Below are 14961 nucleotides of genomic sequence, written 5' to 3'. Positions count from 1 at the left end.
ACATACAGATGAAATGGAGGCAGCTCTATGAAAAGTGATATGAAGGCAAGCGGGTTACTCAAGCCATCTGTCAGCTATGGAAAATCATTGCGGCTTTCAGCGGATCAGCCGATGACGATTCCTGAAGTCCTGCATAAAACCGCCGCGGCAGCGAATGATCAAAAGGGCATCACATATATACAGCCTGACGGCACCGAAGTGTATCAGACTTACAGCGGATTGAAAAAGATCGCTCTTTCGATTGTGAAAGGACTCCGCCAATCAGGCGTGAAAGCCCATGATGAAGTCATTTTACAGCTCAGTGACAATTCTCAGCTGATTCCTGCTTTTTGGGGCTGTGTTTTTTTAGGAGCGATTCCGGTTCCGCTTGCGGCCGCTCCGGCTTATACAGAAATGAACAGCGGGACGCAAAAACTGAAAGACGCTTGGACGCTTTTGAATCAGCCGTATGTCATCACAAGCCGTGAAGTGCTGACGGAGATGACTGAATGGGCGAAGGATCAGGAGCTTTCCGGGTTCTGCGCTTTGGCGGCAGAAGATCTTTCGGCGCATGAAATGGATACAGATTGCCATTATCCCCGTCCGGAAGATCTGGCGATGCTGCTGTTGACCTCGGGAAGCACAGGCACGCCGAAAGCCGTGATGCTCAGTCATGAAAACATCATCTGCATGGTCAAAGGAAATATTCAGATGCAAGGCTATACAAGTGAGGATGTCACGTTTAACTGGATGCCTTTTGACCATGTCGGCGGCATCGGAATGCTTCATCTGCGTGATGTTTATCTCGGGTGTGAAGAAATCAACATACCGAGTGAATCCATTTTGATGGACCCTTTAAAATGGCTCGATATGATTGATCATTACCGTGCTTCGGTCACGTGGGCGCCCAATTTTGCCTTCGGACTCCTCGCCGATTTCGCAGAAGAGATTCAAACGCGGAAATGGGACTTATCCTCCATGCGTTATATGCTGAACGGAGGGGAGGCCGCGGTTGCGAAAGTCGGACGCAGAATTATGGAGCTTTTAGAGCCGCACGGTCTGCCGGCTAATGCCATCCGTCCCGCATGGGGAATGTCCGAAACGTCTTCAGGCGTTATTTTCTCAGATGAATTCACGCTGGAAAACACGAGTGATGACGACCGCTTCGTGGAGATCGGTCTGCCGATTCCGGGGTTTAATATGAGAATTGCGGATGACCGCAATCAGGTGGTGGAAGAAGGAGAAATCGGCCGCTTCCAAGTGTCGGGTCTGACTGTGACAAGCGGATATTATGAGCGGCCGGACTTAAATGAGACTGTCTTTACAGAAGACGGCTGGTTTGAAACGGGAGATCTCGGATTTCTGCGGGAAGGCCGTCTGACGATAACGGGCCGCACGAAAGATGCCATCATTATCAACGGTGTGAATTATTACAGCCACGCCATTGAATCAGCCGTTGAGGAATTACCGGAAATCGAAACGTCATATACAGCGGCATGCGCCGTCCGGCCGAATCAAAGCACGACAGATGAGCTGGCGATTTTCTTTGTGACATCTGTTCCGTTGGATGAGAGCCGCCGGACGAAGCTGCTTCATCACATTCACCAGCATGTGACACAGCGAATCGGCGTCACCCCTGACTATCTGCTTCCGGTCGCAAAAGAAGACATTCCTAAGACGGCGATCGGGAAAATCCAGCGCACCCAGCTGAAACAATCATTCGAACAAGGGCAATTTGCTTCATTACATAATAACGGGCAAGAAGACGGCACTTCCGAATCAGCTTCTTTAGAGAAAGAAATTGAACGGGATTTTATCCGCTTTCTGAAAGAGGAACTTTCCATCGCGGATGAACTTGTTGATTCAAATACACCGCTTCAAAGTCTTGGCGTCAATTCGATTAAGATGATGAAACTCGCCAGATCAATCGAAAAAACGTATCATATCCGGCTGACGGCAAGAGAGCTGCACAAAAACCCGACGATTGGCGCTTTAGCGGCTTATACTGCTGAAAAAGCGGCAAACATGTCAGCGGACCATCATCCCCAAAAAGCCGAACCGCCGGCAGAACGGGAGAGCAAGCAAACGGCGCCAGCGCTTTCAGAAGTTCAAAAAGGGCTGTGGACATTGCAGAAAATGTCGCCTGAAACGGCTGCATACCATGTCCCGCTCTGTTTCCGATTCACATCAGAAATCGACAAAAAGAAACTGAAACAGGCGTTTCAGCTTGTATTAAAACAGCACCCGATACTCAAAAGCGCCGTAAAGGAAACAGACGGCGGGTTTTATTTCGCAGAATCGGCTGATCCTTTTGTATTTTCGGAAGAAGATATTTCTGACGTAAATGAATCACAAATACCCGCTCTGATACGAAAAAAAGTGAAAGAGCCGTTTGTCAAAGAAGGCGGGCCTTTGCTGCGTGTGCAGCTGCTTTCAAAATCCGTCTCGGAACATTATCTTTTGACGGTCATTCACCATATCGTGTTTGACGGCATTTCATCCATTACATTTATTCACAGTCTGCTGGATCACTATCAGGCGCTGCTGCAGGGAGAAGAATTTACAGCTGGTGCTTCCGTACATTCCGATTACGCGGTTTGGGAAAAGCAGTACTTGGCAAGTGAGGAAAGCAAGAAAGACCGTGCTTACTGGATGGAACAGCTCGGAGGCGACCTGCCCGATCTTCAGCTTCCGCCGATGCGCACGGACAGCAGTGCTCCGGCGTTTACAGAAGATACGCTGACACGCAGGCTTCCTGAACGGCTGCTGAAAAATGTCACGGCATTTGCCGCATCGCGTTCGATTCATTTGTCCACCGTCATGCTGAGCTGCTACATGGTGCTTTTAAGCAAGTATACGGATAAGGAAGATATTGTGACTGGCATGCCTGCAATGGTCAGACCGGAAGAACACTTTGACGGGGTGATCGGCCATTTCCTCAACATGCTTCCTATACGGGGCAGAGCCGGACGGAAAGAAACATTTGCTGACTTTGTTCAAAAGGCGCAGGATGCGGTTTTGGACGGACTTGATCACTCATTTTATCCGTTTCCGAAAATGGTGCGTGATGTTCATGCGACACCTCGGCAGAACGGTTCACCTATTTTCACTAATGCTTTTTTCTATCAAAATTTTCTGCAGCATTCAAGCTACCAATCGATGCTTGATGAATATAAGGAATTCTCCTGTGAGTTTGTAAAAGGCATTCATCAGGAAGGGGAATATGATCTTGTATTTGAAATGTGGGAAGAAGCATCAGGCATGGATCTTACGATTAAATACAGCACTGAATTATTTGATGAAGCAGGGGCAGTCAGACTTTTTAACCAATTTGTACAGGCAGCAGAATCTTTGACGGCAAACGCGGATATGCCGCTTGAGAATGTTTCTCTCATGACAAAAAGAGAGGAGCAAAAGATTTTTAAGACTTGGAATGAGACAAGCCGCGAGTATCCGGATGCCTGCTTCCATGAATTATTCGAACGTCAGGCGGCAGAAACCCCTGATGCCTGTGCAGTTGTATATGAAAAGCAAAAACTGACGTACCGTGAACTTGATGAAAAAAGCACGAAACTGGCGCTCTATTTGCAGGCGCACGGCGCGGAGCCTGATGATCTCATCGGCATTTATACAGATCGTTCATTGCATATGGCTGTCGGCCTTCTCGGCATTTTAAAAGCCGGGGGAGCGTATGTGCCGCTTGATCCTTCTTACCCCGCTGACAGATTGGAATATATGATTGCTGACAGCAGGATCTCAATGTGTCTGACGACAGCTGATTTAGAGCACTCTTTGAAATGGGGAGGCGTGCAGACAGCAGCCATTGACCGCGATTGGTCTGATATTGAAGAGACTGCGGGGGAAAGAATGACGCTGAAACGGCTGGTGACGCCTGAAGATCTGGCGTATGTCATTTACACATCGGGCAGCACGGGCAAACCGAAAGGCGTCATGATTCCGCATCGGGCGCTGACCAATTTCTTGATCTCGATGGCGCATGAACCGGGGCTTTCGTCCGAAGATAAACTGCTTGCCGTCACGACATATTGCTTTGACATCGCGGCATTGGAGCTGTACCTTCCCTTAATCACAGGAGCGCAATGCCATATCTGTAAGACAGAAGTCACAAAAGATGCACGGAAGCTGAAAGAACTGATTAAGGAGTACAAACCGACGATCATGCAGGCGACGCCGTTTACGTGGAAAATGCTCTTTCATTCCGGATGGACAAATGAAGAAAAGGTGAAAATCCTTTGCGGCGGTGAGGCGCTTAGCGAGCAATTGAAACAGCAGTTTCTCGATACGAAAAGTGAGGCTTGGAACATGTTCGGGCCGACAGAGACGACAATCTGGTCCGCGGTGCAGCGTATAACGGAAAATGAGAGCGCGCTTACGATCGGGCGCCCGATCGCCAATACCCGTGTGTATATGATGGATTCCAACCTCAACCCTGTTTTAGAAGGGGTGCCGGGAGAGCTTTGTATTGCGGGAGACGGATTGGCAAGAGGGTATTTCAACAAGCCCGAGCTGACGGACAAAGCCTTCGTCAGCCACCGGCTGGAACAGGGATCAAAGCTTTATAAAACAGGCGATATGGCGCGTTTTCTTCCCGGCGGCCGCATTGAATACATGGGGCGGATAGACAGCCAAGTCAAAATCCGCGGCTACCGGATTGAACCCGGAGATATTGAGAGCCGGCTGAATGCCCATCCGGCCGTACAGGAAAGCGTCGTTGTTGTAAACAATCACTCCGGAAATGAAAGGCTTTGCGCATTTTATATCCTGAAAAACGGAGAGCCGCTTCCGTCTTCAAAGGAATTGCGCAGGCATTTGAAACAAGCGCTGCCGGCCTATATGGCGCCAGCTTCCTTTATCCGTCTTGAAGAGCTGCCGCTTACGCCGAACGGAAAAGTTGACCGCAGGCTTCTTGCAGCGCGCGATCTGACAGAGAAAAAGCCGGAAACAAAAACATACTCTTCATCTCATATTCAGCAGGCGGTGCTTGCGATTTGGCAGGACGTATTAAAAAGCAGTGACATAGCGCTTGATGACCGCTTTTTTGATGCGGGAGGGGATTCGCTCCTTGCCGTAACTGTCACTGACCGGATGACGCGGGAACTGGATTGTGATTTCAGTGTGACGGAGCTGTTTGAATACGCGACGGTAAAAGACATCAGCCGGTATATCGCTGAACAAAAACCGCAAGAAACCGTTTTTGCATCTGTATCAGAAAAGAAAGTGAATGCAGAAAACCGCGAAAACCTGACGGGAAAATTTCCCGATTATTATGAAGAAAGCGTCGCGGTTATCGGTATATCCTGTGAGTTTCCGGGAGCGAAAGACCATTATGAGTTTTGGAATAACATCAAAGAAGGCAAAGAAAGCATCACCTTCTTTTCAAAAGAGGAGCTCCGCCGTTTCGGTGTTTCCGAAGAACTGGCTGATCATCCCGGCTTCGTTCCGGCTAAAGCCGTTTTAGAAGGAAAAGAAATGTTTGATCCGGGTTTTTTCGGCTTTTCACCAAAAGATGCGGAATATATGGATCCTCAGCTGAGAATGCTTTTGCTCCATTCATGGAAGGCGATTGAGGATGCGGGATATGTCTCAACAGACATTCCGGAAACAAGCGTGTATATGTCTGCAAGCGCCAACTCTTACCGCAGCCTGCTGCCGGAGGAGACGACAGCACAGCTGGAAACGCCGGATGGCTATGTGTCATGGGTGCTTGCCCAAAGCGGGACGATTCCGACGATGATTTCTCATAAACTCGGATTGAAAGGGCCGAGCTATTTTGTCCATGCTAACTGCTCATCTTCTTTAATCGGCCTGCATTCGGCTTTTCAAAGCCTGCAGTCCGGCGAAGCCAAATACGCCCTTGTCGGCGGTGCGACCCTTCATACGGAATCAAGTGCCGGGTATGTTCATCAGCCTGGGCTGAATTTTTCAAGCGACGGGCATATTAAAGCGTTTGACGCGGCTGCTGACGGAATGATCGGCGGTGAAGGGGCCGGTGCCGTGCTTTTGAAAAAAGCGTCTGATGCTGTTAGGGACGGCGACCATATTTATGCGCTGCTGCGCGGAATCGGCGTCAATAACGACGGAGCGGATAAGGTCGGATTTTACGCGCCGAGCGTCAAAGGACAGGCTGAGGTCATTCAGAAGGTCATTGATCAGACGGGCATCCATCCTGAAACGATCGCGTACGTCGAAGCGCACGGCACGGGAACAAAACTCGGCGACCCGATTGAACTGTCCGCGCTTCAATCTGTGTACGGCCGGTACACAGATAAAAAACAATACTGCGGCATCGGTTCAGTCAAAACAAACCTTGGGCATTTAGATACAGCCGCCGGAATGGCGGGCTGCATCAAGGTTGTCATGAGCTTATATCATCAGGAAATCGCGCCGAGCATCAATTACAAAGAGCCGAATCCTCATCTTCATTTAGAAGACTCTCCGTTTTACGTTGCGGAAGGGAAAAAAGAGTTAACCCGCGAGAACACAGCGCACCGCATGGCTTTAAGCTCTTTCGGGCTTGGCGGAACAAATACACATGCGATTTTTGAAGAATATCCCGAGGTGTCTGAGGCAGCAGAATGGACAGGTCCGTACATTATCCCGTTGTCTGCCAGAAAACAAGACCGTCTGAAGGAGTACGCAAAACGGCTGCTGGCTTTTCTCGATGCAAAAACGGACGCCGATCTTGCGGATATTGCTTACACTTACCAAGTCGGAAGGGAAGCGATGGAGGAGCGCGCGGCCTTTATCACAAGCGGCGTTGCGGAGCTGAAGCGGCAGCTTGCCGATTTTATCAATGATAAGCCGGCTGTAGCAGGCTGCTTCAGGGGAGAAAAACAGCAGGCAAAAGACATCGCCTGGCTTTCTGATGATGATGACAGCGCTGAACTCATTGAGAAATGGCTTGCGAAAGGAAAAGGTTCGAAGCTATGTGAAATGTGGAGTAAAGGTGTCGCCATAAATTGGCACAAGCTTTACAAAGACAAGTATCCGAAGCGGATCAGTGTGCCGGTCTACCCGTTTGCAAAGGAACCGTACTGGCCGAAAAAAGCTGAAACGAAAACATCTGCCGCACATACCGGAATCTCAGTTTTACACCCGCTCGTGCAGCAAAATACGTCAGACTTGGCCGTTCAGCGGTTCAGCTCACGGTTTACAGGCTCTGAATTTTTCCTGAAGGATCATGTGGTCAGAGAAAAAGCGGTGCTGCCGGGAGCGGCATATTTGGAAATGTCTTATGAAGCGGTAAAACGGGCGCTTGGCGGTTTATTAAAAGACCAAGATAGAATAACGCTCCATCATACGGTCTGGATGAAACCGATCGTCGTTCACGAACAAGAGCGCCAAGTCCATATTGCGCTGTTTCCTGAAGAAGACGGCATCATCTCGTATGACATTTACAGCGTAAACGCTGACGATGAAGAAGTGCTGCACAGCCAAGGCCGGGCTGAAATCATAAAGGCAGACCGAGAGCCTGAGGCAGACCTTTCTGCCATACAAAGCAGGTGCACAGCGGACATTCTTGATCCGGCGGCCTTTTATCGGGAAGGCAGGAGCAGGGGAATGTTCCACGGAAAAGCCTTCCAAGGCATTAAGTCCGCCTTTATCGGTGAAAGAGAAGTGCTTTCTGCCATACAGCTTCCGGATTCTGTTTCTCATACGAACGGACAATTTACGCTTCATCCTAGCATCATTGATTCGGCTATTCAGACGGCGACGATCTGCATTATGCAGGAGTTTTCCGGACAAAAGCTGATTCTGCCGTTTGCGCTGGAATATCTTGAAGTCATCAAAGCATGCACACCGACTATGCGGGCGCATGCACGCTTCAGCGAAGGATATCAAGCCGGCGATTCCGTGCAAAAAGCCGACATTGACCTGTATGACGAAACAGGAGCGCTTTGCGTGAAGGTGAGAGGCTTCTCTACGAGAGTGCTTGAAGGCGATGCAGAATCGGCTCAGCCATCCGGCTCGGAAAAGGCCTTGTTTGCACCGGTGTGGAAAGAAGCTGCGGCATCCGAGAAAGCTTCTGTCCATGCTGATGAGCATTTGATCATTCTTTGTGAAGATGCAGTCCATCTAAAAAATGAAGCGGCATCCGGTCTGAAAGACGCCGAACTGCTGATTGCGGAAGGTGAGGGCGGAACAGCCGCTGAACGCTTCCAAACCTATGCGCAGACGATCGCTGAACACATTCGGCGGATCATGAGCGAAAAAAGGCAGGGCCGCATTCTGATTCAGACCGTTATTTCAGCAGACGGCAGCCAGCAATTGTTTGCGGGGTTAACCGGTTTGCTAAAAACAGCCGAGCTGGAATACGGAAAACTTGACTGTCAGCTCATCGAAATGGAATCAATCGGCGAAATGCCGGCTGTCGCTCAAAAACTGAAAAACGACAGTCATCGGCCGCATGATAAACACATCCGTTATAAAGGAGAGAAACGGTATGTGAAGGCCTGGGAAGAAATGCATCCTGCAGGTGGCGGCACCGTCTGGAAGGACGAAGGCGTATACCTGATTACCGGAGGCGCCGGAAGCTTAGGCTTGATGTTTGCAAAAGAAATCACTGATCGCGTAAAACACCCGAAGATCATTCTGACCGGCCGCTCAAATGTGACAGAAGCCAAGCAGCGTGAAATCGCTATGCTTCAACATGCAGGCGCACATGTCGTCTGGAAAAAGCTGAATGCGGCAGACCGGCGGGAAAATGAGGCGCTGATAAAAGAGATTACGGCGGAATTCGGGGAGCTTAACGGAATTATTCACGCTGCGGGCGTGATACAAGACCGCTTCCTGCTGCAAAAAACGAAGGAAGAATTCCGGGAAGTGCTGGATCCGAAAGTGATCGGCACCGCTTATTTAGATGAAGCCAGCAAAGACTGCAGGCTTGACTTTTTCGTATTGTTCTCCAGTGTTTCCGGCGTTCTCGGCAATGTCGGGCAGGCTGATTATGCAGCCGGCAACGCGTTTATGGATGCGTACGCCGCTTACAGGCAGTCCCTTACGGAGAATGGCCTGCGGCACGGAAAAACGATCGCCTTCAACTGGACGCTGTGGAAAGATGGCGGCATGCAGGCGGGAGACGAGACGGAGAGAATGATGAAAAAAGCTTTCGGCATGGTTCCGCTTCAAAAGGCGGCCGGCTTTGCTGCATTCTATGAAGGCCTGGCTCAGGAAAAGCCGCAAGTTTTAGCAGCTGAAGGCTACAAGGCAAAATTAAAACAGACGTTCCTATCCATTTCTGAAGCTGACAAGCAGCAGGAGAAGACGGCAGAGCCTGTATCAGCCGTTTCATCAGGCAAATGGCACGATTCGCTTATCCGAATGGTCAGTTCGATTTTAAAAGTCAGCCAAGATGAGATTGATATCGATACGGAGCTGAGTGAATACGGCTTTGATTCTGTATCCTTTACCGTTTTTACAAATCAATTAAATGAGGCGTATCAGCTGGAGCTGGCGCCGACGATCTTCTTCGAGCACGGTACGATCCGCAGTTTAGCGGAATATTTGACAGGTGAGGATGCCGGCCTTCCTTCTCAGCCGGAAGAAAAACAAGATGAAGAGGAAGCTCTTCCGATGCTTCATACCGCTTTGACAGACATGGTAAGCGGAATTTTAAAAGTCGGCCGTGAGGATATTGAGATTGAGACGGAATTGAGTGAATACGGTTTTGATTCCGTAACGTTCACCGTCTTTACAAATCAATTAAATGAAGCGTATCAGCTGGAGCTGGCGCCGACGATTTTCTTTGAGCACGGGACGATCAGCGATCTGGCCGGATATTTGGCAAAAGAGCATCCGGGCCGTTTCGGCGAAAAGAAGAAAGAGACGCCGAAAAAAGAGCAGCTAAAAGCCCATAAGCCGAAAACGCAGAGAAGAAAGCGTTTCGCGACGGTAATGCACGCTGCGGCAGAGACAAAAGAACCGCGACGCTTTGATCCGGTTGCGATTGTCGGAATCAGCGGCAGATTCCCTGGCGCAAAAGATATAGAGGAATTTTGGCGCAATCTGAAAGAAGGAAAAGATTCTATCACAACGATTCCGAAAGACCGCTGGGATTGGGAAGTGTTTGATGGCGACCCGAATCTTGAAGGGAATAAAACGAATATCAAGTGGGGCGGCTTTATCGACGGAATAGCTGAATTTGATCCGCTGTTCTTTGGAATTTCACCGCGGGAAGCCCAATATTTAGATCCGCAGCAGCGGCTGTTATTGACTTATGCGTGGCGGGCGATAGAAGATGCGGGCTGTAAGCCGGAGAGCCTTTCCGGCACAAATACTGGCGTCTTCATCGGAACCGGAAATACCGGTTATAAAGATTTGTTCACAAGAGCAGGTCTTGCGCCGGAAGGACATGCGGCGACAGGCAGCATGATTCCTTCCATAGGTCCGAACCGTCTGAGTTATCTGTTAAATCTTCACGGGCCGAGCGAGCCGATTGAAACAGCATGCTCAAGCTCGCTTGTGGCGATCCATCGGGCGGTATCCGCCATAGAAAACGGAGAATGCGACATGGCGATTGCCGGAGGGATCAACACGATTTTGACTGAAGAAGCGCATATCAGCTACAGCAAAGCAGGCATGCTCAGCAAAGACGGAAAATGCAAAACCTTTTCCAAAGACGCCAATGGGTATGTCAGAGGAGAAGGCGCGGGCATTCTGATGCTGAAGAAATTGACAGATGCCGAACGGGACGGAAATCCGATTTACGGCGTAATTCGCGGGACGGCTGAAAACCACGGCGGCCGGGCGAATACGTTAACCTCGCCGAATCCGAAACTGCAGGCTGACTTATTGGTGAAAGCATACCGGAAAGCGGGAGTGGACCCGAGCACCGTCACTTATATTGAAGCGCACGGTACAGGAACGGAATTGGGTGATCCGATTGAAATAAACGGTTTGAAAGCAGCGTTTCACGAGCTGGCGAAAACAAATCAAGAGCCTGGAGTCTCCGGTCATCGCTGCGGCATCGGTTCGGTCAAAAGCAATATCGGCCATTTAGAGCTTGCCGCGGGAGTATCAGGCGTCATGAAAGTGCTTTTGCAAATGAAGCACAAAACGCTGGTGAAAAGCCTTCATTGCGAGACGATCAATCCTTACATTCAGCTGGATGACAGTCCTTTCTACATCGTGCGGGAAAATCAGGAGTGGACCGCTGCTGAAGATAGAAACGGAAATGCGATTCCGCGCCGGGCCGGGGTCAGCTCATTTGGCATCGGCGGGGTCAACGCCCACATTGTCATTGAAGAGTATGTCCCGAAAGAAACCGCTCAGCCTGAGCACGGTCCGGAAAACCCGGCGATCATCCTTCTGTCCGCCAAATCAAAAGAAAAACTGTTTGAACAGGCGCAGCAGCTGCAAAAAGCGATCCGCCAAACGCCGTACACAGATCAAGACTTGGCGGCTGTCGCTTATACGCTGCAAACCGGAAGAGACGAAATGGAAGAGCGCCTTGCCATTCTTGCAGCGACGATGGCGGAATTGGAAACAAAGCTGGAAGCATTTACGGAAAATGAGAAAAACATCGCCGGACTGTATACTGGCCAGTCTCACCGCAACAAAGATACGTTCGCTCTGTTTACGGCGGATGAAGATATGGACATCGTCATTGATGCCTGGGTCAGAAAAGGAAAATTCGCCAAGCTGGCCGAGGTATGGGTGAAAGGCGGCGTGTTGAATTGGAACCGGCTGTATGAAAAAGGCACACCGCGTTTACTCAGTCTGCCGTCTTATCCGTTCGCAACAGACACGTATTGGGTGCCGGAGAATCGTGACAAAAATAATAAGGTCCATATAGAAGAACGGATCAAACGTATTCTGACGAAACAATGGGAGCTGAGCCCGCTCGAACTGCGTGAACCGTGTGCACGCCCCGTTGCGATTTTGACAGGCGGGGACATGATCAATCTCGCAGAAGAGGTCGCAGCGCATATCCCGAATCACCGTATCATCACCGCATCAGGCTTTAGCGGTGAATATGACTGGCAGGCGTTTGACGGAGTCATCGACCTCCTCGGCGCAGCGAAAGAAGATTCTGAAGACATGGCCGCTATCCAATGGCTTCAGCAATTGATTGAGCATGGACATAAAGAAGGGATGACACTGCTTTGTGTCACAAAAGACCTTGAGTCAATAGAAAAAGAGGCCAATCAAATAACGGGAGCAAAACGGGCCGGTCTGTACAGAATGCTGGCGTACGAATACAGCCATCTGTCATCAAGGCATCTCGATCTTGAAGGAGCGCTTTCGGACGACATATTGGCGCAGCAAATTGCCGATGAGTTTCATGCCCGTGCTGATGATGCGGAAGTTTGCCGAAGAGGCGGCGTGCGTTACCGTGCCATATTGAGAGCCTCAGAAAACATAGAGATGAAAGGCGGGCGAATTGATTTTCCGTACAGCCATGCGCTGTTGATTACCGGGGGCACGAGGGGGATCGGTCTTTTATGCGCACGCCATTTTGCCGAACATTACGGAGTGAAAAAACTGGTGCTTACCGGCCGTGAGACCCTTCCGCCGCGAAATGAGTGGACGGGCGGCCTGAATGAGGTGCCGGATTCTGTAAAAGCGAAAATTGAAGCTGTTCTCGACTTGGAATCCAAAGGTGTACAAGTGAAGGTATTGTCCGTCCCGTTAGCGGATGAAGCCGGACTGAGACAAGAACTGGATCAGATCAAACAGACGCTCGGACCGATCGGCGGGGTTATCCACTGCGCGGGTGTGACCGATAAAGAGACGCTCGCATTCATCAGAAAAACCGATGAGGATATACAGCGTGTGCTTGAGCCGAAAGTAGCCGGGCTTCAGGCGTTATACAATGTTGTAAGCGAAGAACCGCTCAAGTTTTTCGTCCTGTTTTCTTCCGTGTCAGCTGCGATACCGGCGCTTTCAGCAGGACAGGCCGACTATGCCATGGCTAATGCGTATATGGACTATTTTGCAAACTCATACAAAGAGCAGCTGCCGATCGTAAGCATTCAGTGGCCGAACTGGAAAGAAACCGGAATGGGAGAAGTAACGAACAAAGCTTATAAAGAGAGCGGGTTATACAGCATCACGAATGCAGAAGGATTACAGCTTCTTGCCGGCATACTTCTTGCATCAGCAAGGGGCCCGGTGCTGCCGGCCGTTTTGAATCCTAAGCTGTGGAAACCGGAGCAGTTCATGCGGCAAAGCAGCCAGGATAAGCCGATAAGTCCGGCTGCGGTAAAACCGAAAAAAACAGCTGATTCGGCCGCGGACAGCGAACAATTAACAAAGAAAACAGAAGAGTGGCTGACAGGATTATTTTCTGAAGAGCTGCGGATTGACCAGGATCAGCTTGAGACAGACGTATTATTCCAAGATTACGGAGTGGACTCCATTATCCTTGCCCAGCTTTTGCAGCGGATCAATCGGAATCTCTCAGCATCGCTTGACCCGTCCATTCTGTATGAATATCCGACGATTCAATCTTTCGCAAATTGGCTTCTCGATGGATATACAGAAGTTTTGTCAGATCTGTTTGATATGGCGGCGGGGCCTGTTATGAAGGCACCGGCTGAGCCGGTCATTGAAACACAAGCCGTTAAGGCGGAAGAAGAGCCGGCCGGAAAACAGATTCACGGGGAAGATATCGCGGTCGTCGGCATGTCCTGCCGGTTTCCGGGGGCGGCTTCCTTAGAAGCGTACTGGTCGCTTTTGGCTGAAGGCCGTTCGGCCGTCCGTCCTGTCCCGGATGAGCGTTGGGGTTTGAAGACGCCTTATTATGCGGGAATGCTTGATGGAATTCATCAATTTGATCCGGACTTCTTTTTACTGGCTGAAGAAGATGTAAAGGCAATGGACCCTCAAGCTTTGGCCGCTCTGGAAGAATGCCTTAACCTGTGGTATCACGCCGGCTATACGCCGGATGAGATAAAGGGAGAGGCAATTGGTGTGTATCTCGGCGGACGGAGCCGGCACAGACCGGGTGAAGAGAAACTGCTGGACGCGAAAAATCCGATCGTCGCGCTGGGCCAGAACTATTTGGCCGCAAACCTCTCTCAATACTTTGATATGCGCGGCCCGAGTGTTGTCCTCGATACGGCTTGCTCTTCTGCTTTAGTCGGAATGAATATGGCCGTTCACGCCCTTACAACAGGAGAAATAAAAGCGGCCGTTGTCGGCGGTGTAAGCCTGTTTGAATCTGAAGAAACCCATAAATTGTTTGAACAGCGCGGCATTTTAAGTAAAGCGCAGTCGTTCCATGTATTTGACGAACGCGCCGATGGAGTCGTACTGGGCGAGGGTGTCGGAATGGTTCTTTTAAAAACCGTGTCTCAGGCCGTTAAAGACGGAGATTCCATTTATGCCGTGGTGAAGGCGGCTTCTGTCAATAATGACGGAAGAACAGCGGGGCCGGCTACGCCGAGCCTTGAAGCGCAAAAGGCCGTCATGAAGACAGCTCTTGAAAAAAGCGGAAAACGGCCGGAAGACATCACTCATATTGAAGCGAACGGTTCAGGTACGGTCGTCACTGATCTGTTAGAACTGAAGGCCATTCAATCCGTCTACCGCACAACAGATGGCGGACCGCTCGGAATCGGATCTGTGAAACCGAACATCGGGCACCCGCTTTGTGCGGAAGGAATTGCAAGTTTCATAAAAGTTGTGCTCATGCTGAAAGAAAAGAGCTTTATCCCGTTTTTATCAGGTAAGCATGAACTTACACATTTCGACAGAGAAAAGGCCAATATCCAGTTCAGCCGCACTCTGACAGACTGGCCGTCATCGATACCGGCGGCAGGAATAAACTGCTTTGCCGACGGCGGAACAAACGCCCATGTCATTGTGGAAGCGTGGCAGGAAGATGAAGGACGACGAATCAAGCGCCATCCTTTAACACCGCCTGCACTAAATAAGCGGCTGATTTCGCCGGGCAAAGAAGAAACGAACGAAAAAGCTGCGGCAAACATCTGGGATACCTATGAAGTGGAGGTTTAA

Annotated in this window: 1 protein-coding gene; it reads left to right on the top strand. The window is 50.1% G+C overall.

The genetic code is table 11. The annotated features are described in order from the left end of the window. Positions 1–27 precede the first annotated feature (27 nt). Entirely contained in the window at positions 28–14961 is a 14934-nt protein-coding gene (locus AUL54_RS02015) for a non-ribosomal peptide synthetase (RefSeq protein WP_060962739.1), read from the top strand.

The organism is Bacillus sp. SDLI1 (assembly GCF_001553895.1).
GTDB classification, from domain to species: domain Bacteria; phylum Bacillota; class Bacilli; order Bacillales; family Bacillaceae; genus Bacillus; species Bacillus siamensis.
Note: the sequence above shows the minus strand (reverse complement) of the source record. Positions and strands in the feature narration are given on the sequence as shown.

Excerpts from the sequence above, each read along its gene's own strand:
- AUL54_RS02015 (WP_060962739.1), top strand. The coding sequence starts at position 28 with ATGAAAAGTGATATGAAGGCAAGCGGGTTACTCAAGCCATCTGTCAGC.